Source organism: Acinetobacter nosocomialis, assembly GCF_041021905.1.
GTDB lineage: Bacteria > Pseudomonadota > Gammaproteobacteria > Pseudomonadales > Moraxellaceae > Acinetobacter > Acinetobacter nosocomialis.
Genome location: NZ_CP157432.1, coordinates 879,657 through 905,892, shown reverse-complemented (window position 1 = coordinate 905,892; position 26,236 = coordinate 879,657). Strand labels below are relative to the sequence as shown.

The window sequence follows — 26,236 nt, the reverse complement described above, 5'->3', positions numbered from 1 at the left end:
TAAATTCTTTTCGTCCAAATGACTCGATATTAAATTGATGTCTTTTCGGCACTGCTCAACATGCGATGTATTGCACTTAGCATGTGTTGATATAAATGTTGAACTTCCGGACAGTCACGCATCAGACGTAAACTGCCATGTAATAAACCTTTACCTAAATGAAACTCGTTAGGGATGCCTGCTTGTTCCAGTTTTTGGGTAAAGAGAGAACCGTCATCACTTAAAGGGTCATATTCTGCAACTGCCACAAAACTTGTAGGCATATCTGAAAAATCAGTTGCCAATAAAAGTGCTAGACGTAAATCCTGCCACTCTTGTGAATTCGGTGCATATTCCTTTAAATAAAAATGCATATCTTCAGCCGTTAACAACGGCGCATGGGCGTGCTTTTGCACGGCTGGGGTATCAAATGCTGTCGTTAAACATGGATAAACCAATGCCAGCCCTTGAGCTTGCAAACCACTATGTTGTAGATCCACTGCAAGAGCTGCTGCTAAATTACCGCCTGCGCTATCACCTGCTAGAACGATATTTTCGCTATCGATATGCCAAGCTGAACCATGCTGTTTAAGCCATTGATATACCGCTAAACAATCTTCAAAAGCTGCAGGAAAATGATGTTCTGGTGCTAAGCGGTAATCTACACCAATGACAATTGCATTTAAGTCCTGACATAAATAACTGGTAATAAACTCATGTGAATCGAGTCCACCGACCATCCAACCACCGCCATGTAAATACAACACACACGGCCAACCAGCTTCAGGTCGATTTGTTTTTGGTAAATACACACGAACAGGTACAGGATGCTCTGCATTTGCAACAACTCGGTCTTCTACTTCGATCTTGCCATCACGTGGCAAAGTGTAGTGTCGGCACATCGCGTCATATGCTGCACGAATTGAGTCAATATCTGCATCTGCTGGTGAATAAATGCTGCTCCAGTACACTAGGCTTTGCATTTCTTCACTTAAGACATAAGTAGTCTGTTCACGTGTCGTCATTACCGTTCCCTCTAGCTGGTTTTTCTATCCAGTTTGATTGAGCTTGCAAGCTCAAGCTGCATCCGTTTTGCATGTTCATCTTGAGACTGGTTTAAACCAATTTCCGCATCATCATAACCTTGTTGCTCAATTAAATGCGATGGGACTTTGGCATAATCCTGAATTAGCCATTTCACTAAGCCATAGGTTTGAATCAGAATAATCACGATGAATGGTAAAGCCGTCACAATAGTTGCCGTTTTCATGGTGTCTAACGGTGCTTTACTAAAAATCATGGCAATTGGAACTAAAGTCAGCATGACACACCAGAACAGACGAGCGTTTGGTGATGGATCTTGTCCTTCACTTAAACCGCGTGTACATGTTGCTGAAACCGCATATCCGACCGCATCCATATGTGCTGCCAAGAACACCACCATGATGCCGAGGAAAATCCACATCATGAGTTTTCCGGCAGGTAACAGACTGAGCAATTGACCAATCGCAACCTCACCACCCTGTTGACTTAAGATTTGCGGTACATTGACAGCCCCATGAATAAAGCTATAAACGCTGTAGTTTTCAAACACACCAAAGATAAACCAAAGACCGACACTGCCACCAATTACCATGGCAAAGATCACTTCTTTAATGGTACGACCTTTAGAAACACGCGTTACAAAGAGTGCCACACCCGGTGCATATGAAATCCACCATAACCAGTAGAAAACAGTCCATTCTCGAGTAAACTTGCCGTCACCCATTGGGTCGGTAAACAAACTCATATCGACAAAGTTGGTAGCCATTAACCCAAAACTCATTAATGAGTTATTCAAAATGAACTGAGTCGGGCCAAAGCAAAGTACATAAATTGCAAATAACACTACACCCAAGCACACCATATGGCTTAAACGCTGCATGCCCTTGTCCATACCTACATAAGAACTGAGTGCGAACAGAACTGAAACTGCCAAAATAATGATGACCTTGGTCATAAAGGTATTTGGTATGCCTGTGAGCTGAGACAAAATATTGGTAAATGTCACGGCAGTGAGTACCAATGAAATCGTCAATGCACCAAACATGCAAAGTAAGAACATTAAGTCGACTAAACGACCAACCACGCCAGTTGCTTTAAAACCTGTCACAGCCTCAATTACTGAAGCTAAGCTTAATCCCTTGTTTTTTCTCACATGATAGCTGTAGCACAACGAAATTGATGCCAAAGCATAAATTGCCCAAGCACTTAAGCCAGAGTGAAAAAACGAGTAAGCCACGCTATATTTCAATGCTTCTGCTGACTCAGGCGGTAAGCTCAAACCAGGAGTTTGATAATAGTAGGCCCAGTCCAAAAAGCCCCAGTACAGTGTGGAAGAACCAATACCTGACAAGATGAACATAAAAATCCATGACATTGTGCTGTATTGAGGTTTTCCTTCTCCAAGCTTAATTTTTCCGTATTTACTAAAGGCAAGACCAAAAGTAAAAATGATGGCTAAAAAAGCAAACAGTAATACTGGGGTTGTAAATACCGATGTCGTCCATTGCATCCACGTTGCAGCAATCTTGATCGACTCTTGCGAATAAATCGCCAAACCAGCAACTGAAATAAATACAAACAGTAAGCTGGTTACGGCAAGAACTTTATCCGTATAAATTTTTGTGTTTTGATTATCCATATCCATACATCCATTTTTGGATGGCGTTATTCCATAGCGAATACGTCCATTTTAGTTTGGGCTACACATGATGCAATTGCATCTCCTACCTCATAAGTTTTCGCCTGACCACCGATATCGGCTGTTTTTGGTCCATTAATTAAGACATTCTCAATCGCGTGCATAATATCCTGACCTGCTTGGATACAACGCTCGTCTTCTTCACCAAAGAATTCGAACATCATGGCACCCGACCAAATCGCAGCGATTGGGTTGGCAATTTGTTTACCGTAAATATCTGGTGCTGAACCATGGACAGGTTCAAACAGTGATGGAAATTTTCTTTCTGGGTTTAAATTTGCCGATGCCGCTAAGCCAATGGTTCCCGTACATGCAGGACCTAAATCGGAAAGAATATCGCCAAATAAATTCGATGCTACAACCACATCAAAACGCTCAGGCTGCAACACAAAACGCGCCGCTAAAATATCAACATGCTGTTTATCAGCTTGAATTTGTGGATATTGTTTTGCCATCGCATCAACGCGCTCATCCCAGTACGGCATGCTCACTGCAATACCATTTGACTTGGTCGCTGCGGTAATTTTTTTTGCATTACGCTGATTTGCAAACTCAAATGCATAACGCAAAATTCGATCTACGCCATGACGTGTAAATACGGCTTCTTGTAAAACAAACTCTCGGTCTGTCCCTTCAAAAGCTTTACCACCAATGGCTGAGTATTCACCTTCACTGTTTTCACGAACCACGTAAAAATCGATGTCACCCGGTTTTTTACCCACTAATGGACATTTCACCCCTGGCATTAAGCGCACTGGACGTAAATTCACATATTGGTCAAAACCACGACGGAACTGGAGCAGCGAACCCCAAAGCGAAATATGGTCAGGCACTTTATCTGGCCAGCCTACAGCGCCAAAATAGATTGCATCGTAACCTTTTAAGATTTCAAACCAGTCATCCGGCATCATTTTGCCGTGCTCAAGGTAGTAATCGCAGCTTGCCCAATCAAAAGCATCTAACTGAAGATCAATGCCGTACTTTTCTGCTGCTGCCTTTACAACCTTAATGCCTTCTGGTAGAACTTCTAAACCAATGCCATCGCCTGCAATCGTGGCAACTTTATATCTTTTTGCCATAAGCTTCCTTCACACCTTCGACTAATATCCTTGTATGACTTAAACATGATGTTTTAAGCAAAAATGATCAACAACAGAACTATCACTCCAATGGACACGGATCGTGAATAATCTACCTAACCTATCGGATTTAAAGGTTTTTTGCACAGTCGCCAAACTAAAAAGTTTTGTCGAATCTGCTGAGGAACTCGGGACATCGCCAGCTTTTATTAGCAAGCGAATTAATATTTTAGAAAACACGTTGAGCTGCAAACTTTTTCATCGCAGCACGCGTCACGTTAGCCTGACAGAAGATGGCAAACTCATTCTTGAGAGAGTTTCAAATATTCTTGAAGAATTTGATGAAGTCTGCGAACTGGTCAATAACCCGCTCAGTACGCCTACGGGTCGTATGGATATTATTAGTAGCTTTGGTTTTGGCAGAAAACATGTCGCACCAATTTTGTCTAAATTAATGATGCTCTATCCAAAACTACAGATTCATTTTGATACCATCGACAATACCAAAGACCTGATTCAACACAGTATTGATTTAGACATCAGAATTGGTAATGAAATTGCACCCAATATGATTGCGAAGAAGCTGGCTTCTAATTTTCGTATTTTGTGCGCGTCACCGAGTTATTTACTTAAACACGGCGTACCTGACAGTATTGAAGATTTGCAAACACATGACTGTTTAACAATTAGTGAGCGCGATCAATCCTCAGTTTTATGGAAATTTAGACATGCTTCTGAAGATGTCTCAGTACATATCAAACCACGTTTTGTTTCAAATAACGGTGAAATTATTCATCAACTTGCCATAGAAGGTCACGGTATCATTTTCCGCTCGATTTGGGATGTTGCAGATGAATTGATTACCGGCCAACTTCAACATATTTTGCCTGCGTACTGGCAAGATGCAGATATTTGGGCAGTTTATCCATCACGTCTGAAAAGCTCCTCCAAACTGCAAACCTGTATTTTGTTTATTCAAAACGAATTGCTCAATCGTTTACAGCATGTGCAAAACCTAAACCGCGGACAACTCATTTCACCAGCCGTCAAACGAGAACCACCGCCTGAAAAAGTCTTTCTATAAAAAAAACCTAAGTGAGCCTATTCACTTAGGGTAATCGTTTGCTTTTAAATATTAGAAATAATATCCAATTGAAAGATAAAACAGTTTATCCCAGTCATTACTACTACCTTGTGCAAGGCCATTTGCCCCACCACCTACCATTGGATCATTTTTACTCATAATATATTCACCCTGAATACCAATAGCTTTGTAATTAAAATAAACGCCTGCAATTAAACGCTCAGAGTCTTTATAGCCATCCTCATCTTTGAAAAAGCGACTATGAGAAATATAAGGCTTAATATTGGTAAGTTGATGAAATGGCTGAGCGAAGGTGTAATTAATTTCATTAACCAAATACTTACCCTTATTCGCTACTTGATATGGATAGTCGAAAGCACCAATAGTTGAACTATTTGGAAATAAATCATCTCCATTCGTGACATGTTGCTTACCTGCTAAGAACATCCATTGCCAAGCTTGGTATTGTGTTTGAGCAAACACATTCCATGACTTACGATGTCCATCTATGTTTGTTCTTTTATTTTCTAAATCAGAATACCAAAACGAACCACCCAATTCTGTTGAAAAATTTTGAGCTTTATCAATTTCAAATTTTCTAGATGCGCGGCCAATCCACATATTTTTTTCTTCAATATTAGTGCCATTGGACAAGTCATCAGCTTCAACAAAATTACCACTATATCGGCTTGAGTCCTTTGAAGTACCCTTATAATTTCCACCATCAGATGGATAAAAACCTAAGGTCAAATTATATTTATCATCTGCAAATTTATATTTAATTCCTAAATTATCAATATCTTCTAAACCAACGGTATTTAAAAGTGTCTCGTAATAACTGCTGCCCCAAAATTCTCCAAAGCCAAAATCAACAGGTTGTAAACCTACTGTAACTCTTTGTTGGTCAGACAGTTTATAACCTGCCCATGCTTTTTTTAGAAAAATTGCATCACACAGGCGATTATATTGGTAACAACGAGCATCTAAGCCCGCAATCCAATCTGGATTTTCGTAACCCAACACTAATTTAATATCTGTGAGTCGCCAGTCATCATTTTGAGAGCCTTCATTGGCCCCAACCACATAGTCCTTATGTAAATAACGGGAACGTACCGCACCAGACACTTTAAATTGACCCGAATCTAAAGTTGGATCACCCCAACTCAAATCAGCCGCAGAAACTTGTGCTCCAGCAGTTAAGCTTAGAATTCCTAAAAATAATAATGACCTTTTCATGTCTTCAACATCCTTGTTAAGTGTTATAAGAACATGAAGAAATTGGGTTAGACAAACAATGCCAGAACTATAAAGTCGGTCTTTACAAACTGTGTTTAATCAAAAAATAAGCATAAAAAAAGACCACGCAGGAGCGTGGTCTGTAAAATGGTGGCTATGACGAGACTTGAACTTGTGACCCCCGCATTATGAGTGCGGTGCTCTAACCAACTGAGCTACATAGCCGTAAACTGTGCGCGCATTATCTTAGCTTCTTTACCGCGCGTCAAGAAAAATTTTAAATAAAATGAGGTGAAGTGAGCCTATAAGCCGGGTTCTGTCGAGGATGGTCATTCCTCTAGGCGTACAATCACTCATACGCTCAAGCGACCTACCCGAATCCAGTACGGGCCGCACCTAGGATTCCTATTTGGTCTTGCTTCTGGTGGGGTTTGCCATGCCGTGAACTGTTACCAGACACGCGGTGCGCTCTTACCGCACCCTTTCACCCTTACCTCACGAATGAGGCGGTCTACTCTCTGCTGCACTTTCCGTCGGCTTTCACCGCCCAGGCGTTACCTGGCACCCTGCCCTATGAAGCCCGGACTTTCCTCTCCTGCTTCAGTCACGGAGACCTCCACAGCAGCGACCATCCGGCTCACTTCGAGGGCGCATATTAACAAATTTATTCACTAATTGCTTGTGCTTTTTTGAGCAATTAATCTTTTATATTTGTCTAATAGCTGTTCTTCCGTTTCCTCATGCTGCGGATCTTTAGGAATACAGTCGACTGGACAAAATAATTGACATTGTGGCTGATCATGGTGACCAACACACTCTGTACATAAATCTGGATTAATTTCATAAATCACTTCACCCATAAAAATAGCTTCATTTGGGCAAACTGGTTCACAAACATCACAGTTTATGCACTCATCGGTGATATATAACGACACTTTACCAACCTTGTTGATGTTTACGTTCAAAAGCTTCAACCACAGCTTGCGGAACAAACTTGGTTACATCACCTTTTAAGCGTGCAATTTCTCGAATCAACGTCGAAGAAATAAAAGAATACTGTTCGGAAGGTGTTAAAAACACGGCTTCAAAATGTGGGTCCAACTGGCGATTCATATTAGCCAATTGAAACTCATATTCAAAATCAGATACTGCTCTTAAACCGCGAAGTACTGCTGTAGCCTTTTGTTCTTTGAAAAAATTAACCAATAAACCATCAAAACCTACAAATTCAACATTTGATAGATGGCCTAATGATGACTGTGCCAGTGCAACTCTCTCTTCTAGACTGAACAAAGGATTTTTATGATGTCCAATTGCAATTGCTACTACGACCTCATCAAACATTCTTGATGCTCTAGTAACTAAATCAACGTGCCCATTTGTGATAGGGTCAAATGTTCCAGGATAAATTACACGCGTTTTAGACATCCGCTAGTACTCTAATTGTATTGTGCACCTATTTTAGCAAAAGTTATACATGAGGCGAAATATTGATATGTGGGAAAAAACTTCACCTTGGCATCAGTTTACGGCACAATAGGGGCAATTGTGGAAGTTTGAATTATGGCGAAAGCAACAGTAGTAAAGAAACATAATGGCGGAACCATCGCACAAAATAAACGTGCCCGTCATGATTATTTTATCGAAGAAAAATTTGAAGCTGGCATGTCTTTACTCGGCTGGGAAGTAAAGTCTTTACGTGCTGGTCGTATGAGTTTGACAGAAAGTTATGTCATTTTTAAAAACGGTGAAGCATTTTTATTTGGTGCACAAATTCAACCGCTCCTTTCTGCATCTACACATATCGTGCCGGAAGCTACACGTACACGTAAATTATTATTATCTCGTCGTGAACTTGAAAAGCTTATGGGTGCAGTGAACCAAAAAGGTTATTCGTGCGTTCCATTAGCATGTTACTGGAAAGGTCATCTGGTCAAGCTTGAAATTGCACTCGTGAAAGGTAAACAACTCCACGATAAACGTGCGACTGAAAAAGAACGTGACTGGCAACGTGATAAAGCCCGTATATTTCATAAATAATAGACTAAAAAGCCTCTATAAAGAGGCTTTTTTATTTTTTACTAATTTAATCTATATAAAAGTCCAGCAATATATTCACCAAACCATTTAGCAGTATCTAAATCACCTTGTGGCGGTGTAATTTCAACTGGTGCATTATCTGATTGAGTCATTAAACCTAAACAGCTCGATAAACGGTTTAAATCAGTTTCGGTATGACCTGTTGTCATTAAAGGCAAACCAGACCAGAGCATGCCATGCTGCATCGCAAAAATATTAAGTTGTTGCAAAACCGCTAGCTTATCACCACTCAGGCCACCTGAGTTTGCAAAACCCGCTGCTAATTTGCCTTGCCATAAACGATTTTTCCAGCGTTTGGAGGTACTATCCATAAACTTTTTAAAGTCGGCAGTTACACTCCCCATATATGTTGGAGAACCAAAAATAATACCCTGTGAGGCATCTAAAACATTCCAGTCAATGTGCTCAATATTCATCACATGTACTTTAACACCCATCACTTGTGCACCAGCAGCAATAGCAGATGCTACCTTTGCGGTATGACCATATGGACTATGATAGACGATAGAGAGATGTTTTTCAGGCAAAGACATAAGCTTAATATTTTAGCGATTTTTTGTATTTTATCATTTTATTAAAAGTTGCTAAACCGTGATCTAAGAATATCAAAAATTAGCTTTTAAGCAGTTTATTTAAGTAAATACTGAAAATACAAAAAAATAAAAAAACTCCCTTATATTATTTTTAAATTTAAATAACATAAGGGAGTAATATCACAACAATCGTACTTCTAAAATTAAATACGATTTTTATAAATTACATAAAAACAAAAGTTGCCATACGGCCAGTTTTAGCATCACGGCGGTAAGAGAAATACTCTTCTTGCTGTTGATATGAACATTGATCGCCGCCTAAAACTTGCTTAACACCAAGGCTTTGCAAAATAAAACGAGCAATCGCGTATAAATCTGCATGAAATTTATCTGGAGCTGCTCCATCAATAAATGCAGTTTCCAATTCAGGATATTTACTACAAAAAGCAGTTTTTACTTCGGCTCCAATTTCAAAACAAGGTTGACTAATCGCAGCTCCTAACCACGCCCAAGTTGGAGGGCTTTGCATTGCAGCAACTGTATTTTCAATAATACCGCCCGCCAATCCTCGCCACCCTGCATGTAAGTTGGCAACTTCAGTGCCCTCTGCGTTACCAAGTACTACAGGCAAACAATCGGCTGTCATCATCATTAACGCATGACCTTTGGTTTGAGTAACCAATCCATCGCCAATTAATGCTGTAAAGGGAATTTGTTCATTTACCGTATGACAAATCGTACTATGCGTTTGGGTCATCCATGTCATTTTCTTAACACCAAACTGAGCAAATTCGTCTAAAAGCATCATTCGATGCTGCTGAACGCGTGCAGCTTCGTCTTTAACGTGTAAAGCAAGATTAAACCCAGTTAATTCGGTTTGGTCCGTTGGCAAAGCCAAAGGATGTTGAACACGTGTCTGCCCTACAAATACGCCTTGCGGTAAACCTTGAACAAATTCCATATGCATGTCCTTAATATGCAGCGTTTTCTGAACGTAGCACATTAACCAACTGAGTAAAATCTTCAGGCCAAGGTGCTTCAAATAACATTTCTTCACCAGTACGCGGATGTTTTAAACCCAACTTAGCTGCATGCAATGCTTGACGTTTGAAACCACGTAAAGTTTCAATGAGTAATTCAGATGCACCAGCAGGTACACGTACACGGTTCATATAAACCTGATCACCAATCAAACCGTAACCAATATAACTAAAATGCACACGAATCTGATGAGTTCGGCCTGTTTCAAGACGAGCTTGCACACGAGTAAAATCTTTAAAACGCTCTTTTACGTTGTAATGCGTCACTGCATCACGCCCACCCGGTAAAATCGCCATTTTCACACGGTCAACTGGGTGACGTTTAATTGGCTCATCAATCGTACCACCAGCAATAATATTTCCATAAACAACTAAGTCATATACACGATAAACCGACTTATTTGCCAATTGTTTACTTAAAGAAAATTGCGCTTCTAGTGTTTTAGCAACAACTAATAGTCCACTGGTGTCTTTATCAATACGATGTACTAAACCAGCACGAGAAAGTTCTGCCAATTTTGGAAAATGATAAAGCAAGGCATTCACTAAAGTTCCAGAGGTATTACCTGCTCCTGGATGTACAACCATCCCTACTGGTTTATTAATGACTAAAATATCATCATCTTCATAAACAATATTAAGTGGAATGTTTTCAGGTTGACTCGTCGTCTGAGCTTCAAGCTCAACTTCGAGCGTAAGTAGCTCTGTCCCTTCACAACGATGCTTAGGTTTAACAATGTTACCATTCACCAACAGATGGCCATCCTTCAACCATTGCTTGAGCTTTTCACGCGAAAACTCACTCCACACCATGGCTGCAACTTGGTCGATACGTTGCCCTAAGTAGCTTTCATCTAACTGAACTTGCAACGATAAACGTGTTGCAGTTGTATCAGAAGTATGGTTATCTGCATCCTCAGAATCTTCAAGTAAATTGAAGTCGGTTTCAGAGAAGTTTGTGTTTGAAGATTGTGCTGAAGTCATTTGATCATTGAGATAAAAGTGGTTTAATAGCGCAATTGTAGCTCATTGCCCAACATAACAGAGGAGTTTTTATGTCGCTACCACGTTATAAAATTACGATGCTTGCCTTATCTCTAGGTGTAGCGTCTGCATTTGTGGGCTGTAGCAGCAATCCAAGTAAAAAAGAAGTGGTCGATACTGGCCCGCAATCTAGTGAACAAGCATATTTTGAAAAGGCCCAAAAATCTCTTGATCGTGGTCAATATCTTGAAGCTACTAAATCTTTAGAAGCGATTGACACCTATTATCCAACTGGACAATACGCGCAACAAGCACAACTCGAACTTCTCTATTCAAAATTTAAACAAAAAGATTATGAAGGGGCGATTGCTCTAGCTGAACGCTTTATTCGTTTAAATCCTCAGCATCCAAATGTAGATTATGCCTACTATGTACGTGGCGTATCTAACATGGAGCTGAACTATGACAGTTTATTGCGCTACACATCTTTGCAACAATCACACCGTGACATCAGTTATTTAAAAGTTGCTTATCAAAACTTTGTTGATCTGATTCGCCGCTTCCCAAGCAGCCAATATTCTGTCGATGCAGCACAACGTATGAAATTTATTGGTCAAGAGCTTGCTGAAAGCGAAATGAATGCTGCACGCTTTAACGTTAAACGTAAAGCATGGGTTGCAGCAGCTGAGCGTTCACAATGGGTTATTGAACACTATCCACAAACACCTCAAATACCAGAAGCATTAGCAACTTTGGCATATAGCTATGACCAGTTGGGTGACAAAGCAACTTCACAACAATACATTGAAGTTTTAAAGCTTAATTATCCTAGCCTTGTTAATAAAAATGGCACAGTAAACATGCGTGCTGCCCGTAAAGAAGGCAACTGGATTAACCGTGCTACCTTGGGTATTCTCGGCCGTGAATCTAAGTCTACAACACCTGATACTACGACTACTGAAACAGAACCTAAACGTAGTCTACTGAACCGTGTAAGCTTTGGTTTAATGGGTAATTCTGGCAAAGAAGAAACTCAAGAAACAACAAAAGCACCGGTTGAGACTCCAAAAACTGAACGTAGCTGGACTAACCGTTTAAGCTTCGGTTTACTTGATAAGCCTGAAAAAGCAGCAGAAGGTGCAACCACTGCACCTGCAGCATCTTCAACTGAACCGGACGACGCTGCTCAATAAGTCATAACAGCTTAAAAATAACCAACAAACAGGCAAGTGATATGACTTGCCTGTTTGTTTTTATAAAATAGTAAAATATTTATCGGGCATATCTCGTTTCATCATGTCAGAATAATCTGACCTATCGCATCATTAGTTTAAACACGGTTATCTGAATTATGGCAATTCCACAGCATACGATTGATCAGATTCTAGATCGGACAGATATTGTCGATCTGATTGGTCAACGTGTGAAATTGAAAAAGACCGGACGAACATATTCTGGTTGTTGCCCTTTTCATCAAGAGAAAACCCCTTCTTTCCATGTTTATCGCGATAAACAGTACTATCATTGCTTCGGTTGCCAAGCAAACGGCAATGCCATCCGTTTCCTAATGGATATTGATAACCGAAACTTTATCGATGTAATGAAAGAGTTATCGAGCAATGCAGGTGTCGAATTACCCAAAGATAATACCGATAATAAAAAACTGTCTTATACACGCCAGGTTACCAAACCACCAGTTCCAGCAAAAACAGTTGTTGAACCCAGTACTCAAGCACCTGTAGATGATCAGTACAATACACTTGAACCAGTGTATTTTGATGATCCTTTTGCCCAGTTCGAACAGCCATTTAATTTTGAGGAACCTGTACAAGAAGGTAATTTATACGACCTTCTAGAAAATGTTGCCCAGTTTTATGAGCATCAATTACCGACTAGTCAAAAAGCCAAAAATTACTTTAAGCAACGTGGTTTAAGTGACCAGACTATTCAGTTCTGGCGTTTAGGTTATGCACCAGAAGACTGGCAGCATCTAGAAAAAGCTTTTCCTTATGATATTGAGGGCTTAAAGCAACTTGGCCTCATCCGTTCAAGCGATAGTGGTCGTGACTTTGACCTTTTACGTGATCGTGTCATTTTTCCAATTCGAGACCCGAAGGGTCGTGTAGTTGGTTTTGGTGGTCGTGCACTCAATGACGAAATTAAACCTAAATACATCAACTCACCAGACTCAGAAGTTTTCCATAAAAACCAATTACTTTATGGTTTATATGAAGGTAGAAAATTAAAGTCTAACGACTGGTTAATGGTTGAAGGATATATGGATGTTATTGCTTTACAGCAATATGGTATTACAGGCGCTGTCGCGACTTTAGGAACGGCAAGTAATACAGAACACCTTAATATTTTATTTAAACAAAATAATCGAATTACAATTGCCTTTGACGGCGATATAGCAGGTCAAAAAGCAGCACGTCGAACTTTAGAAATTGCGTTACCACTTCTAAATGATGGACGTGAGCTTAAGTTCTTTGTATTACCAAATGATCACGATCCAGACTCATTAATTCGACGTGAAGGCCTCGAAAACTTCCAAAGACTTTTACAGCAAGCGCCCCTGCTCTCTGACTTTGTTTTTGCCCATCTTACTGGCCAACATGACATTAGTACGCCTGAGGGCAAAAGTCTTGTCATGGGCGAACTAAGAGAACTTACCGAGTTATTACCCAAACAGGGATCTTTCCGTTATCTATTAACCCAATCTTTCCGTGAAAAGTTAGGGTTAGGTAAGCGCTTTACCCCACAAATTAGTCATGATGCATCGTTATCTTTTAATATACAGACAAAAGATGAAGACTTTGCTGTCGCAATTTTGATGCACCATCCGTTTCTTTATATTCATTTTGAAGGATTACGGGCTTATATTCCACAAGATGAATTATTGGCTAAAATATTAGCAATTCTAAATCGTATATTTGATGAATTGCCTGATGACCAAGAGTTAGCGACATATTATGTGTTAGGTGCGTGTAGCAGTTATTGCCATGAAATTGCAGATATTATGCAAAGAACTAATATTCAGGCATTAACTCAAGCACCAGAAGTAGCAGATAAACTCGCTAAAGAATATGCCTTAGGCTTACAAGAAAGATATTTACGTCAAAAGCTAAAATCTAAAATTTCTTTAGTTGAGTCAAGAAACCTAAGACAACAACTCAATGAACTCACCAAACAAATTAGCTTAAGATTATTGTCTTAACGTTTCGGTTTTCGCTCATGATCAAATACATCCTGTAGATGCTGTTGGAGCCACTCGAAATAATCAGGACTTTCTGCTTTAGCAGCTTCACGTAACAACATAGACGTTGGATGCATTAACTTTTGTGTTAAGCGGTGAGCAAATTCTTTGAGTACTTGCTCTGGATTGCCGCCATGGTGCAATGCATCTAAAGCATGAGCAAGTTCTTGCTGACTAATTTCTTCACTATGGTGGCGATAAGCATGGATTGTACTGCCTGCTTCTTTGACTTTTTGATGTGTAATCAGTTGGGTGGCTAATTGATTCACCATCACCTCAGCTTCAACAGCTGCTTGACGGCGTTGGGCTAGGTTTTCATCAATTACACTTTGTAAGTCATCAACTCCGTATAGATATACGCCATCAAGTGATTCCACTTTAGGGTCAATATCGCGCGGTACAGCTAAATCAACCATTAACATTTGTTGATAACGGCGCTTTTTTAATGCCGTTTTAACATCTGCATACGCAATAACTTGATGCAAACTACCTGTGCAACTTGAAACAACATCTGCACGGTATAAATTTTCTGATAAAGCTGAAAAATCAATAATCTCAACTTCAACTTGATGGGCAATTTCTTGAGCTAGCAGGTCAGCACGTTCACGGCTACGATTACAGATAATAATCTTGGCAACACCCATTTCCGCTAAGTGCTTGGCCACCAGACTATTCATTTCACCTGCTGCAACCACCATAACAGTGAGTTTTTCAGGTTTACTAAAGACTTGTAAGGCTAATTGTGCAACAGCATAACCCATTGAAACTGCATGACTACCTACAGCTGTTTCTGTACGCACACGTTTTGCTGCATAAAAAGCGTATTCAAATACACTGTTTAACTCAGGAGAAACCGTCTGCGCTTCTTTAGACAATGCTAGAGCATTTTTTACCTGCCCTAAAATTTGTGGTTCACCTAACATTAAGGAATCTAAACCACTTGCAACACGCATTAAATGTGTGATCGCTTGAGCATTCTCGTAACGATAAACATGATGAATTAACTGCTTTACATCAATATTATTGGCATCGGCTAACCATTTCAGAAGGCTTTCGGCATCTTCCGCCATGGCGTAGACTTCTGTACGGTTACAGGTTGAGACAACCACTAAGTCTTTTAAAGACTCATGATGGCGTTGCTCGGCAAGCAAATTACTTAATCGCTCTGCATTGAAAGCAATTTGCTCGCGGAGTTCTACAGAAGCTGTTTGATGGTTGACACCCAATGCAAAGAAAGACATATCAGATCATCATTTCGCTAAATTTATGCTATTGTGCAACATCGGTGTCATAAAAAGCATTACTTTGGATCAATAAAAATTGCGTCAAATGAATAGCCGTATTAATTTTAACGGTGCTTCGATAAGACAGTATTCTACCACATTCTTATTGTTAGGTAGCATGTCCTCATATGTCTATGCACGTCCGTTGCAAGAGACCTATGCCGTGCATTCATTTGATCAGGCTCTACAACAGAGTATGGTCGCTGAATTTGCCTTAGCTTATGACGATATTCCTACGGCACTGCATAATTACACCGTACTTGCAATTAGAAGCAACTCAACAACCATTAAACAGCGTGCCTTAGATGTTGCACTTGAATACAACGACTTACAAGCTGCACTGAATATCGCAACACATTGGGTCGTTCAAGAGCCTAAAGACGTCCCTGCTTTGTTTTATTTATCGCATATTGCATTAAAGACACATGAATATCAGCTTGCTGCTGAAACTTTGGATAAAATTTTAAAAATAGATCCAACTGCCGATCTTGAACAAATTTTGGCAAGTATTGCACCCGAAAATGCACAAGACCGAGAAGTTTTATTAACCGCTTTACGTTCAAGTGCAGAAAAGGAAAATCCTTCTATTTTAGCGCTTATCGCTAATCTGGAAGCACAAAATGGCCAATTAGAACCAGCACTAAACACCATTAATCGTGCTCTACGCCGTCGTCCTAAAGTAACCAGTTTTATCTTGATGAAAGCCAACCTGTTGATTGCCCTAAGTGATCAAGAAGGTGCTTTAAAATGGTATGCAAAATCCAGCCGTAAATATAAGAAAAATCTAGATATTCGATTAGCTGAAGTACGATATCTCATTCAGATTAATCAGCCCCAGCTTGCTCTTGAAAAATTAGAAAAAATTATTGAGAGCAATCCTCGTGCTGAAGAAGCATTATTTATTGCAGGCTTAACCAGTATTGACCTAAAGCAATATGATAAAGCTGAACAATATTTGGTTGATTTACGCAACTCTGCAAAGTATCAAAATGAAGCGTATTACTACTTAGCAATCAATGCTGAACGAAAACAGCACTATGAGACTGCTAAAGCCTATTACCGTTTAGTAGATGGTAGCCTTTACATTGTTTCCAGACGTAATCTTATTGCGATTTATGATAAGCAAGAAAATTTACATGATGCATTACGTTTTTTAACTCAAGAGCGAGTCAATTATCCGCAGCATGCAAGCTTTCTCTATCAAGCTCAAGCTGAAATTTTAAAGAAGATGGGTAATAAAAAAGCTGCATTAAATTTATTAGATGAAGCGATCAAAAACTTACCAGATGATCCAGAACTCATCTATGCAGAAGTTTTATTATTAGACCCTTATACCGACCGCGACAAACTAGATAAAACACTGAAGCAATTATTACAGTTAGAACCGAATAGCCCGACTTATCTAAATGCTTATGCGTATACGTTGGCTTTACAAAACCGTAGATTAAAAGAAGCACGACAATATGCTGAACAGGCATTGGAATATGCACCTGAGCAAGCCTCAATTCTTGATACGCTGGGCTATATTGCATTCTTACAAAATGATTATGAAGCAGCAGCGGAAGCTTTAGGCAAAGCATATGAACTCAGCCATAACATAAATATTGGCATTCGTTACGCTAAAGCATTGTATATGCAAGGATCGTTAACTCAATTTAGTACCGTGTTACAACAACTGAAACAAAAGCACGCGAATGATCCACAATTGCATCAGCTTGATGCGTTAATTTTACCTACATCTGTAAAAAAGAGTTAAATTTATGAGCAAACTTGCCCAACTGTGCACAGCGATCTGTGGATCAAGTGTATTATTTTTAACCGGTTGTCAGCATTTTACTCAGCCTAAACCCGCAGTTACCCACCAAGTACAAGATGAAAAACACTTCAATTTGCAAGGTAAAATTGGAGTACGTACTCCCCAACAAAGTGGTAGTGCTTTTTTCACATGGGTTCAACAGCAAGATAATTTTGATATCGAGTTAAGTGGAATTTTAGGTGTTGGAAAAACACAAATTCAAGGAAAACCGGGTGAAGTCACTCTAAACAGCGCTAAAACTGGCGTTATTACAGCAGCATCTCCTGAAGAGCTTTTAGAGCGTGCTACTGGTTGGCAAGCACCCATTACTCATTTAACCAGCTGGATTTTAGCGAAACCTGCAACTTTAAATGCCCAAATTAGCAAAGATAATGCAAACCGTGTGAGCCAACTCATCGAAGATGGTTGGACGGTTAATTTTAGTTATGATGGTGAACAAACTTTACCAAATAAACTGGTTTTAAAGCAGGCGCTTGCTGAAGATAAAGAAAACCGTATTACAATGGTTATCCAAAACCGTTAAGTCTAACTATATAAATCTATGATTCGAGTTCCTTCTCCAGCCAAGCTCAACCTGTTTTTACATATAACGGGACGTCGTGAAAATGGTTACCATGAATTACAAACCATTTTTCAACTCATTGATTTATATGACTGGATGACTTTTTCCCCTATTGAGAAAGATGAAATCCAGATTGAAGGTTTAGGGGAGGTTCAACTTGAGCAAAATCTGATTTATCGGGCTGCTCAAATATTAAAACCGCATGCAAAAAAATTGTGTGGCCTACACATTAACATTGAAAAAAATATTCCAATGGGTGCAGGTCTAGGCGGAGGTTCTTCGAATGCCGCCACAACGCTCATTGTTTTAAATCAGTTATGGCAATGTGGCCTAACTCAGACAGAGCTTGCTGACTATGGTTTAAAACTTGGTGCCGACGTTCCTATTTTTATTTATGGTAAAAATGCATGGGCTGAAGGTATTGGTGAACATTTAACATTCATAGACTTAGATCAAAAACAGTTCATTATTTTAAAACCTGATTGTTTTATCAGCACTCAATTGCTTTTTTCACAAAAAACATTGACAAGAGACACTAAGACCACTAAATTTTGCGCCTATCAGTTAGAACCTTCTAATTTTGGAAATAACTTTGAGCCTTTGGCTAGAAAGTTATACCCTGAAGTTGAAGAAGCAATGCAATATCTTGATCAATTTGGTCATGCAAAGCTTACAGGTACAGGTGCTTGTGTTTTTACTGAAGTAACCGATGAAATGAATGTTGATGACATTCTTAAACATGCACCATGTAAAGCTTACTTGGTACATAGTTTAAAAGAATCTCCTTTACATCATTTTAAAGTTGCAAGTTAGGGGCGTCGCCAAGTGGTAAGGCAGCGGGTTTTGATCTCGCCATCCGTTGGTTCGAATCCAGCCGCCCCTGCCAATTTCACCTGTAATGATGATTATATTAGGGGCGTCGCCAAGTGGTAAGGCAGCGGGTTTTGATCTCGCCATCCGTTGGTTCGAATCCAGCCGCCCCTGCCATCATATATATCATCGAATTTAGGGGCGTCGCCAAGTGGTAAGGCAGCGGGTTTTGATCTCGCCATCCGTTGGTTCGAATCCAGCCGCCCCTGCCATTCTTCTTATTTTAAAGACAGACTTAATTGCCTTGCTTTTTGTTGATTATTCTTGACATTGCATTGCAAAAATATTAAAGTTCTGCCGCATTAGGGGCGTCGCCAAGTGGTAAGGCAGCGGGTTTTGATCTCGCCATCCGTTGGTTCGAATCCAGCCGCCCCTGCCATCTATTTCATTACATACCAACCGCCAAGGGTGCTTCATGCCCAATCTTGTCGTTTTTAGTGGAAATGCTCATCCACAGTTCGCTCAAAAAGTCGTAAGTCACTTACATATCCCTCTAGGTGCTGCATCAGTCGGTCACTTTTCTGATGGAGAAATTTCAGTAGAAATTACTGAAAATGTTCGTGGTAAAGACGTATTTATCGTTCAGCCTACTTGTGCGCCTACCAATGATAACCTTATGGAAATCTTGGTTATGGCAGATGCTTTGCGTCGTGCAAGTGCTGGTCGTATTACCGCTGTTATTCCTTATTTTGGTTATGCTCGCCAAGACCGTCGTCCACGTTCTGCACGTGTGCCGATTACAGCTAAAGTTGTTGCAGACATGCTTACCACTGTTGGTATTGATCGTGTCGTAATGATTGACTTACATGCTGACCAAATCCAAGGTTTCTTCGATATTCCAGTCGACAACATCTACGGTACTCCTGCTTTGCTTGCTGACTTACGTCAACAACAACATGATAACCTTATGGTGGTTTCTCCTGACGTTGGTGGTGTAGTACGTGCTCGTGCTGTTGCCAAACAGATGGGTGACATCGATTTAGCAATTATCGACAAACGTCGTCAAAAAGCCAACGAATCGCAAGTTATGCATTTGATTGGTGATGTAAAAGATCGTGATTGCGTTATTGTAGATGACATGGTTGATACTGCTGGTACATTGTGTAAAGCAGCTGATGCACTTAAGCAATTCGGTGCACGTCGTGTTGTTGCATATGCAACTCACCCTGTACTTTCAGGTAAAGCAATTGAGAACTTACGTAACTCAGTAATTGATGAGTTAGTCGTAACTGACACAATTCCTCTTTCTGAAGAAGCATTGAACTTGGGCAAAATCCGTCAAGTTTCTGTTGCTAGCATGGTTGCTGAAACGATTCGTCGTATTAATAACGAAGAGTCTATCAGCGCGATGTTCGATAGTTTATAATATTGCAGCTTTTTCTTAACCCTGGCCTTGGCTGGGGTTTTCTATCACTAAACTGGTCGCAAGTTTAGTTTATTTAATCTTTAATGAGGATTTATCTCATGGCAAACTTCGTATTCAACGCTCAAGCGCGTGCTGAAGACAAACAAGGGAAAGGTGCGAGCCGCCGCCTTCGTCGCGAATCTTTAGTTCCAGCTATCATCTACGGTGGTAACGCTGAACCTGTAAGTGTTACTTTAGAACTTCGTGAGCTTGTAAAAGCTTTAGAAAGCAATGCTTTCTTTGAAGAAGTTGTAGAAATCAAAGTGGGCGATAAAGTTGAAAACGTTAAAATCCAAGCGTTACAACGTCACCCATCTAAAAACACTCCTATGCACGCTGACTTCAAACGCGCGTAAGTGTTTAAAGGCGTAAATTAGTGTCAAATATTTCGCTAATTGTTGGTTTGGGCAATCCTGGTTCAGAATATGCCCAAACCCGCCATAATGCAGGTTTTTGGTTCGTTGAACAGCTTGCAGATAAATATGGCATTACATTAAAAAATGATCCAAAATTTCACGGAATTAGTGGTCGTGGTAATATAGAAGGGCACGATGTTCGTTTACTTCTCCCAACGACTTATATGAATCGTTCCGGACAAAGTGTTGTTCCTTTCTCAAAGTTCTATCAAATTGCTCCTGAAGCAATTTTGATTGCTCATGATGAACTTGATATGAACCCTGGTGTAATTCGTCTTAAAACAGGCGGTGGGCACGGCGGTCATAACGGTTTACGTGATATTGTCCCACATATTGGTCCAAATTTTCATCGTTTACGAATTGGTATTGGACATCCAGGTTCAAAAGAAAGAGTTTCTGGGCATGTACTCGGAAAAGCGCCAAGTAGTGAACAAAGCCTGATGGATGGAGCAATTGATCACGCTCTTTCTAAAGTGAAGTTACTTGTTCAAGGACAAGTATCACAGGCCATGAACCAAATTAATGCGTATAAACCAGCTTAAATTGTTGAACAATCAAGCTTGCTATCTTGCTTTTTTAGGAGCAAAATGCGCATCAGCCACATTGCCAGAACGGCAAAGGCAAAAGATTTCACTATAAGATCTTCTTAGGTCTACTCAGGAGACGCTAGCCATGCTATCTCGTTTATTAAAATGCAAAATTCACCGTGCAGTTGTAACCCATGCTGAACTTCACTATGAAGGTTCTTGTGCAATTGATGGCGTATTAATGGATTTAGCTGGTATTCGTGAATACGAAGAAATCCACGTTTGGAACGTAACTAATGGCAAGCGCTTCACAACTTACGCGATTCGTGGTGAAGATAACTCTGGCATTATTTCAGTAAATGGTGGTGCTGCTCACCAAGCAGATGTTGGCGATCTTGTAATTATTGCTACTTTTGGTGATTTCACCGAAGCTGAAGCAAATGCTCACAAACCACGTTTGGTATATGCAAACCCAGACAATACAGTCAACCACACAGCGAACTGCATTCCTGTGCAAGTTGCCTAATTAAAGATTTAAAAGTAAAAAAGCCCGTAAATACGGGCTTTTTTATACGCCTTTATAAACTTCTAGCAGTCCCCTTCCACCAACTGTGCTGTTGCTTACAGTTTAAAGGCTGTAGCTCTTCTCCACGTAAATCAAATAAAATCACCTCTCCTTTTGTATTTACCTTAAATTCAGCATACTTTGCTTTCTCATAGCATTGAGCTAGACCTTCGGCAAATAAGAAGCTTCGAGAAGCTGGATATAAAGCCTGTAAACGATTTTCAGGATTTTTTAAAATTAAACGCTGCCCAGCAAATGAATTGTGAGTATCTAAAATGGTACGAACTACTCGATTTTGTGAATCTAAAATAACTTTTGCTGGAACAGAAGCATGATTAAAAATCACTTGATCTAAAGCCTCACTTTCACTTCCCGAAAGCGCTTTGAGAGATTGTAAATTTAATTCATATGCGAGCGCCATATAGTCCCCCTGTAAAATAGAGCGAGGGTCAACCGGCTTAAGCTTAATAAAAATACTTTTACTCTGATGCAGGTGCCATTCATTTTTCGCAACCAAACCTACAAAAAATAATACAGTGGCTACTGCAAGCATAAGGGAGAAATACTTTTTCATTACTTTTCCCCCTCAATAAAATTGCTTTTAGCTTCCTTCAGAAGCAATCCATATAAAGCCAACAATATAATTCCTGACACCAAGATTGATGCACTTTTAGCTAAAAAACTTAATTGTAAACTGTAATAAAGTTGCCAAAGCACAAAGGTAAATACTATGAGCGTAACACCATAAACAATGCGATCTTGATTTTTTAAAGCCCATGTCAAAATTACAAATAGAATGAATACATCAAAATAGCCGAGTGCAATAAGTGCTATGCCAAAAATTAAAAAAGCAACGAAAGTGAGAGCTTGAAGCTGCCTATATAAATAGAAAAGGCTAAAGCACAATAACCATAGACTTGGAAAAATATAGATAAACCATAATGGCTGATCAGCAGAATCAATCAACGCGAGCCCCATAAAATTGTCAAAGAATGAGCTCACAAAAATGACACTAAGTAAACATAAAAAAATACTCCGCTCATACGATATAACCGCTTTACTTCCTATCAGTAGTATCAAGCTAAAAATCAAATAGTTAATTAAAGTTAAATTGAAATAAGTTTGAGTAGAATGTACCGACCACAATGAATAGTCTAGTTGCAGTATGTAGATAAATGCTATGCCATAAGTTGCGAGCATTTGAATTAAAACAAAGAACCAATGAGGCTTAAGAAAATAACTGACGCATAGAATAAAAATCTGGGCAATCAATACCCATAAAATTTGATTTGTTTCAGAACCAAGATGAAATAAAAAAGCAGTCTGTCCACTCACAAATAAACAATATGCAAATTGCCGAATGAAATAGCTTTGCGATTTTGTTAGTAAAGTTATAGCTACAGCAACAAAGATGATTCCAATAACTAAGGAAATAGTTTCCCAAAACACTAAAGTAAATGCTGCAAGTGCTAAGCCAGCAAGCCAAGCACCAATTGCTAAAGGAATGATATAAAAACGGCTTTGGCGAAAAATTCTTATTAAGAAATAACTAATGAGTGCAAACCAAATGAAAATAATGCCCGCGATCAATAAAAAGATGAATTCATTAGAATCTTTAAATAGATGATTAATACCATCTACAAGCCATATTGTAGCTGTCACGCCAAGAATAGCAGCCATTAAACTGGCACATAGCTGATCATTCTTTTTGAAGAAATAATAAAAAGCAATAATTCCTAGTAAGAACGCCGATATCAGATAAGGTAAATTTTCACTTGATAAGAATTGAATCATCCCCGTTATTGAAATGACAGCAAACCAAGCAATAAAAACAAAACGTAAGGCTATATATTTCTTTTGACAGATCCAGAACTGTACAAGACTTAATAAATTTAGAGCAAAGAGATAAAGATAAGGAAACTTTTCTGCCCAGAAAGTCTGTTTAAAAAATAAAAATAGGGCGAGTTGGCTTGTAATACAAATTAAAGCAAAGATTCCAATATTTGGTCGATATAGCCACGGCAATAAAAGCAAAGTCCAAATCAAGAAAAGTAAATAACTGTCTGCACCAGTTTGATAAACTTGCCCAATTACAGCCAAACTCAAACCGATCATTAAGCCGCAAGTACCATGTAAAGTCTGCCGTATTCCCTCGCTTAAGGTATCGTTTATGCTCACCCAAGCTGTGATAAGCAATATAACAGGTGGAATAATGAGTTGAATGCTATCAGGAAGCATCAACCAATTAGCAGCAATTAAATAAAGAATACTGAGCGCCATAAATACATAACTGAAAATATGGAGATGCTGAATAAATAAAGTATTCCTAAATGGGTAATAGTCTCTTAGAGGTGGTCCCACATGTTTGAACAACTAAAAGCTTATTTATAAGTGATACTCTGCTCTAGTTAAGCTACCTTATTTTGTTGTGGTAGCTGGTCATAGTAAAACTCATCTGGAGTCATTTTGTCCAGACTCGAATGAGGTCGTTTCAAATTATAAAATTCAAAATATGCGTTTAATTGCTTCTTCGCATCCAAAACATTGCTGTAGGCTTTGAGATACACCTCTTCATATTTAACGCTCCGCCATAATCGTTCAACCATCACATTATCAACCCATCGACCTTTACCATCCATGCTGATTTGGATGTCATTTGATTTCAATACATCAATAAATGCATCACTGGTAAACTGACTGCCTTGGTCTGTATTAAATATTTCAGGTCGACCATATTTTTCAATAGCTTCATTTAATGTTTCTATGCAAAATGTAACCTCCATACTAATCGATACTCTATGCGCAAGTACCTTGCGGCTATGCCAATCAATCACAGCACATAAATAAACAAAGCCTTTTGCCATAGGGATATACGTTATATCCGTAGACCACACTTGATTACTGCGCTGAATAGCCAATCCTTTGAGCAGATATGGATATTTGCGGTGAGCTTGATTAGCCTGGCTTAAATTTGGTTTGCAATATAACGCATTAATGCCCATTTTCTTCATTAAAGTACGTGTATGACGTCGTCCTATATGATGTCCTTGACGATTCAACAAATCACGCATCATACGGCTACCTGCAAAAGGGTATTGCATATGTAACTCATCCATACAGCGCATCAGCTTCAGATCTGATGCACTCACAGGTTTTGGGCGATAGTAATAACAACCACGGGAGACTTTCAGCAGCTGAGCTTGCTTAGATACTGAAATCTGAAGTGAGTCATCGATTAACTTTTGTGGTTGAAGCGGCCCAGTTTCTTCAACACACCTTCTAAAAAATCAATTTCTAATGCCTGCTCACCGATTTTTGCATGTAGTTTTTTTAGATCGATGGGTGGTTCTGTTGGAGCTTTTGATTGATCGAAAGCTTGCGAGGAAGCTGAAATCAGTTGATTTTTCCAGTCGATAATTTGGTTTTGATGAACATCAAATTCAGCACTCAATTCAGCAAGTGTTTTTTCTGCTTTAATCGCAGCAAGTGCTACCTTAGCTTTAAAATCATTTGAATGATTTCTTCTTGGTCTACGTGCCATAAAATACTCCATATATTGATGTTTATAACATCATTTGGGGAGCAAAATATCACTTATAAGTGTTGTTCAAATTTCCTGATCCACCTCTCTTATCTGCATGAAACACCTGTTTTATTTATAATTTTCTATAAAAAAACATAGCATTCCCTTTTAAAGCCAACAAGTAAGCGCTTGTTAAAAAACCTATTTCATTTTATGAAAATGCTTATTCATAATGAGACTTAGCATTCTACAAAAGCATCTAGCCAATTTTGCCAAGCGCGCTATAATAAAACTCATCGCTTCAGGGCGGGGTGTAATTCCCCACCGGTGGTAAAGTTAATTTTCATATATAAATTAACAAGCCCACGAGCTTAAATTATTTAATTTGAGCAGATTTGGTGAAACTCCAAAGCCGACGGTATAGTCCGGATGAAAGAAGACGACGAACTGGGATAAATCCGTTTTATTTCAGTGCCAGCCTGTTTTTACATCAGTCCTGAAATGTTCAACCGTATTTTTACGAGAGCGTTTCATTATGTCTAGCTTAATTCAACCAGAACTTTTTTTCTCAGCCCTCTCTCCTGCAGAACAGCGCATTCAACAAGCATTAGAAGATATCCGTCAAGGTAAACCTGTATTGGTGATGGATGACTTTGATCGTGAAAATGAAGCAGATTTAATTGTTGCAGCCGAAACCCTAACTGTTGAGACCATGGCACGTATGATTCGTGATGGCTCAGGTATTGTATGTTTATGCCTGACAGAAGAATTAGCAGATCATTTAGATCTTCCACCAATGGTTTCTCAAAACTCAAGTCAGTTTCATACTGCTTTTACAGTAACCATTGAAGCTGCTCAAGGCGTTACTACTGGTGTTTCTGCAAAAGACCGTGTAACAACGATTAAAACTGCTATTAAAGATGGTGCTGTTGCAAGTGACTTAAATCGTCCTGGTCACGTTTTCCCATTACGTGCACGTAATGGCGGCGTGCTCACTCGACGTGGTCATACTGAGGGAACAATTGATTTAGCAAGATTAGCCGGTCTAAAACCTGCTGGTGTGTTATGTGAATTAACTAATCCGGATGGCACTATGGCATCCGGCATTCAAGTTTTGGCTTATGCACAAACTCATCACTTAACAGTGATTACAATTGAAGAACTTGTTCAATACCGTCAACAACACGGTATTTAAATAAAAAAGGTTTGGCTTTAGATCAGATCAGAGCCAAACC

General features: G+C 39.4%; 25 protein-coding genes, 5 tRNA genes, 1 other RNA gene and 1 riboswitch. Of the genes, 16 read left to right on the top strand and 15 right to left on the bottom strand.

All coding sequences use genetic code 11. The annotated features are described in order from the left end of the window. Nucleotides 1–29 precede the first annotated feature (29 nt). Genes ABLC00_RS04315 through ABLC00_RS04305 form a run of 3 tightly spaced genes read right to left on the bottom strand, consistent with a single transcriptional unit; the run spans nucleotide 30 to nucleotide 3,801 of the window. Entirely contained in the window at nucleotides 30–1,004 is a 975-nt protein-coding gene (locus ABLC00_RS04315) for an alpha/beta hydrolase (RefSeq protein WP_033846629.1), read from the bottom strand. An 11-nt stretch (nucleotides 1,005–1,015) separates the two neighbouring features. Beyond that, nucleotides 1,016–2,668, bottom strand: a complete 1,653-nt coding sequence (locus ABLC00_RS04310) for a BCCT family carnitine transporter (RefSeq protein ID WP_080775611.1) — start codon at nucleotides 2,666–2,668, stop codon at nucleotides 1,016–1,018. Between the two features lie 20 nt (nucleotides 2,669–2,688). Beyond that, nucleotides 2,689–3,801 (bottom strand): tartrate dehydrogenase, encoded by a 1,113-nt coding sequence (locus ABLC00_RS04305; protein ID WP_033846627.1) that lies wholly within the window; start codon nucleotides 3,799–3,801, stop codon nucleotides 2,689–2,691. A gap of 103 nt (nucleotides 3,802–3,904) precedes the next feature. Between ABLC00_RS04305 and ABLC00_RS04300 the strand changes: the two genes are divergently transcribed. Next, a complete protein-coding gene (locus ABLC00_RS04300; RefSeq protein WP_033846626.1) occupies nucleotides 3,905–4,885 on the top strand; it encodes a LysR family transcriptional regulator in 981 nt (326 codons plus the stop codon). Between the two features lie 51 nt (nucleotides 4,886–4,936). Here the strand turns inward: ABLC00_RS04300 and ABLC00_RS04295 are convergent, their stop codons facing one another. From ABLC00_RS04295 to coaD, 5 genes are all read right to left on the bottom strand, one after another. Further along, nucleotides 4,937–6,121 (bottom strand): porin, encoded by a 1,185-nt coding sequence (locus tag ABLC00_RS04295; RefSeq protein WP_033846625.1) that lies wholly within the window; start codon nucleotides 6,119–6,121, stop codon nucleotides 4,937–4,939. A gap of 148 nt (nucleotides 6,122–6,269) precedes the next feature. Continuing rightward, nucleotides 6,270–6,346 (bottom strand) — tRNA-Met (locus ABLC00_RS04290). A gap of 64 nt (nucleotides 6,347–6,410) precedes the next feature. Continuing rightward, an RNA gene (gene rnpB / locus ABLC00_RS04285) (RNase P RNA component class A) lies at nucleotides 6,411–6,765 on the bottom strand. 27 nt (nucleotides 6,766–6,792) lie between these two features. After that, nucleotides 6,793–7,056 carry a YfhL family 4Fe-4S dicluster ferredoxin gene (locus tag ABLC00_RS04280; protein ID WP_001979799.1) on the bottom strand — a complete coding sequence of 88 codons (264 nt, stop codon included), beginning with the start codon at nucleotides 7,054–7,056 and terminating at the stop codon, nucleotides 6,793–6,795. 1 nt (nucleotide 7,057) lies between these two features. Next, nucleotides 7,058–7,549 carry a pantetheine-phosphate adenylyltransferase gene (coaD, locus tag ABLC00_RS04275; protein ID WP_000047853.1) on the bottom strand — a complete coding sequence of 164 codons (492 nt, stop codon included), beginning with the start codon at nucleotides 7,547–7,549 and terminating at the stop codon, nucleotides 7,058–7,060. A gap of 135 nt (nucleotides 7,550–7,684) precedes the next feature. On the opposite strand from coaD, the gene smpB reads away from it, so the two are divergent. After that, complete coding sequence (gene smpB, locus ABLC00_RS04270) at nucleotides 7,685–8,161, top strand: SsrA-binding protein SmpB (protein WP_001029798.1); 477 nt, start codon at nucleotides 7,685–7,687, stop codon at nucleotides 8,159–8,161. Nucleotides 8,162–8,202: 41 nt separating this feature from the next. Here the strand turns inward: smpB and ABLC00_RS04265 are convergent, their stop codons facing one another. The 3 genes from ABLC00_RS04265 to rluD all read right to left on the bottom strand — a co-directional run bounded on the left by ABLC00_RS04265 (nucleotide 8,203) and on the right by rluD (nucleotide 10,778). Further along, nucleotides 8,203–8,754, bottom strand: coding sequence for a flavodoxin family protein (locus ABLC00_RS04265; protein ID WP_033846751.1), 552 nt, complete (start codon nucleotides 8,752–8,754; stop codon nucleotides 8,203–8,205). A gap of 223 nt (nucleotides 8,755–8,977) precedes the next feature. Continuing rightward, on the bottom strand, nucleotides 8,978–9,715 hold the full coding sequence (pgeF, locus tag ABLC00_RS04260; RefSeq protein ID WP_017394211.1) for a peptidoglycan editing factor PgeF: 738 nt from the start codon (nucleotides 9,713–9,715) through the stop codon (nucleotides 8,978–8,980). Nucleotides 9,716–9,725: 10 nt separating this feature from the next. Next, nucleotides 9,726–10,778 carry a 23S rRNA pseudouridine(1911/1915/1917) synthase RluD gene (rluD, locus tag ABLC00_RS04255; RefSeq protein ID WP_002050385.1) on the bottom strand — a complete coding sequence of 351 codons (1,053 nt, stop codon included), beginning with the start codon at nucleotides 10,776–10,778 and terminating at the stop codon, nucleotides 9,726–9,728. A gap of 71 nt (nucleotides 10,779–10,849) precedes the next feature. Here rluD and ABLC00_RS04250 point away from each other — a divergent pair, with 71 nt between their 5' ends. Both ABLC00_RS04250 and ABLC00_RS04245 read left to right on the top strand, forming a co-directional pair. Next, nucleotides 10,850–11,971 carry an outer membrane protein assembly factor BamD gene (locus tag ABLC00_RS04250; protein ID WP_002050442.1) on the top strand — a complete coding sequence of 374 codons (1,122 nt, stop codon included), beginning with the start codon at nucleotides 10,850–10,852 and terminating at the stop codon, nucleotides 11,969–11,971. A 158-nt stretch (nucleotides 11,972–12,129) separates the two neighbouring features. Beyond that, the gene (locus ABLC00_RS04245) at nucleotides 12,130–13,995 is read left to right on the top strand and encodes a DNA primase (protein ID WP_002050427.1); all 1,866 of its coding nucleotides are present in this window, start codon (nucleotides 12,130–12,132) and stop codon (nucleotides 13,993–13,995) included. Here the strand turns inward: ABLC00_RS04245 and hemA are convergent. After that, on the bottom strand, nucleotides 13,992–15,275 hold the full coding sequence (hemA, locus tag ABLC00_RS04240) for a glutamyl-tRNA reductase (protein ID WP_002050406.1): 1,284 nt from the start codon (nucleotides 15,273–15,275) through the stop codon (nucleotides 13,992–13,994). The two genes, ABLC00_RS04245 and hemA, sit on opposite strands and share 4 nt — an antisense overlap. Nucleotides 15,276–15,363: 88 nt before the next feature. Between hemA and ABLC00_RS04235 the strand changes: the two genes are divergently transcribed. The 11 genes from ABLC00_RS04235 to panD all read left to right on the top strand — a co-directional run bounded on the left by ABLC00_RS04235 (nucleotide 15,364) and on the right by panD (nucleotide 21,439). Further along, nucleotides 15,364–17,073, top strand: a complete 1,710-nt coding sequence (locus ABLC00_RS04235) for a tetratricopeptide repeat protein (protein ID WP_004888494.1) — start codon at nucleotides 15,364–15,366, stop codon at nucleotides 17,071–17,073. 4 nt (nucleotides 17,074–17,077) lie between these two features. Further along, nucleotides 17,078–17,656, top strand: a complete 579-nt coding sequence (gene lolB, locus ABLC00_RS04230) for a lipoprotein insertase outer membrane protein LolB (RefSeq protein WP_002050400.1) — start codon at nucleotides 17,078–17,080, stop codon at nucleotides 17,654–17,656. A gap of 18 nt (nucleotides 17,657–17,674) precedes the next feature. Then, on the top strand, nucleotides 17,675–18,508 hold the full coding sequence (gene ispE / locus ABLC00_RS04225; RefSeq protein WP_033846748.1) for a 4-(cytidine 5'-diphospho)-2-C-methyl-D-erythritol kinase: 834 nt from the start codon (nucleotides 17,675–17,677) through the stop codon (nucleotides 18,506–18,508). After that, nucleotides 18,507–18,581, top strand: a tRNA-Gln gene (locus ABLC00_RS04220). Before ispE ends, ABLC00_RS04220 begins: the two co-directional genes overlap by 2 nt. A 26-nt stretch (nucleotides 18,582–18,607) precedes the next feature. Next, a tRNA-Gln gene (locus ABLC00_RS04215) sits at nucleotides 18,608–18,682 on the top strand. A gap of 20 nt (nucleotides 18,683–18,702) precedes the next feature. Beyond that, nucleotides 18,703–18,777, top strand: a tRNA-Gln gene (locus tag ABLC00_RS04210). Nucleotides 18,778–18,869: 92 nt separating this feature from the next. Then, a tRNA-Gln gene (locus ABLC00_RS04205) sits at nucleotides 18,870–18,944 on the top strand. Between the two features lie 36 nt (nucleotides 18,945–18,980). Next, entirely contained in the window at nucleotides 18,981–19,931 is a 951-nt protein-coding gene (locus tag ABLC00_RS04200; RefSeq protein WP_002050293.1) for a ribose-phosphate pyrophosphokinase, read from the top strand. A gap of 98 nt (nucleotides 19,932–20,029) precedes the next feature. Then, entirely contained in the window at nucleotides 20,030–20,326 is a 297-nt protein-coding gene (gene rplY / locus ABLC00_RS04195; protein WP_002050375.1) for a 50S ribosomal protein L25, read from the top strand. A gap of 20 nt (nucleotides 20,327–20,346) precedes the next feature. After that, the gene (pth, locus tag ABLC00_RS04190; protein ID WP_002050315.1) at nucleotides 20,347–20,928 is read left to right on the top strand and encodes an aminoacyl-tRNA hydrolase; all 582 of its coding nucleotides are present in this window, start codon (nucleotides 20,347–20,349) and stop codon (nucleotides 20,926–20,928) included. Between the two features lie 130 nt (nucleotides 20,929–21,058). After that, nucleotides 21,059–21,439: an aspartate 1-decarboxylase gene (gene panD / locus ABLC00_RS04185; RefSeq protein ID WP_000952664.1), complete on the top strand. Its 381-nt coding sequence runs from the start codon at nucleotides 21,059–21,061 to the stop codon at nucleotides 21,437–21,439. Nucleotides 21,440–21,491: 52 nt separating this feature from the next. On the opposite strand, the gene ABLC00_RS04180 is transcribed toward panD, so the two are convergent. The 3 genes from ABLC00_RS04180 to ABLC00_RS04170 form a co-directional block, all read right to left on the bottom strand. Further along, the gene (locus ABLC00_RS04180; protein ID WP_033846747.1) at nucleotides 21,492–22,052 is read right to left on the bottom strand and encodes a GDYXXLXY domain-containing protein; all 561 of its coding nucleotides are present in this window, start codon (nucleotides 22,050–22,052) and stop codon (nucleotides 21,492–21,494) included. Continuing rightward, nucleotides 22,052–23,839 carry a DUF2157 domain-containing protein gene (locus ABLC00_RS04175; protein WP_348941244.1) on the bottom strand — a complete coding sequence of 596 codons (1,788 nt, stop codon included), beginning with the start codon at nucleotides 23,837–23,839 and terminating at the stop codon, nucleotides 22,052–22,054. The genes ABLC00_RS04180 and ABLC00_RS04175 overlap by 1 nt, the downstream gene beginning before the upstream one ends. Nucleotides 23,840–23,886: 47 nt before the next feature. Beyond that, nucleotides 23,887–25,019 (bottom strand): IS3 family transposase gene (locus tag ABLC00_RS04170; RefSeq protein ID WP_225367773.1). Its coding sequence is split into 2 segments (ribosomal slippage): nucleotides 23,887–24,767 and nucleotides 24,767–25,019, totalling 1,134 coding nucleotides; the frame shifts between segments, so codons are not numbered across the junction. Between the two features lie 276 nt (nucleotides 25,020–25,295). Then, nucleotides 25,296–25,446, top strand: a riboswitch (FMN riboswitch). 90 nt (nucleotides 25,447–25,536) lie between these two features. Between ABLC00_RS04170 and ribB the strand changes: the two genes are divergently transcribed. Next, the gene (gene ribB / locus ABLC00_RS04165) at nucleotides 25,537–26,196 is read left to right on the top strand and encodes a 3,4-dihydroxy-2-butanone-4-phosphate synthase (protein ID WP_004710300.1); all 660 of its coding nucleotides are present in this window, start codon (nucleotides 25,537–25,539) and stop codon (nucleotides 26,194–26,196) included. The last annotated feature ends 40 nt before the right edge of the window (nucleotides 26,197–26,236 follow it).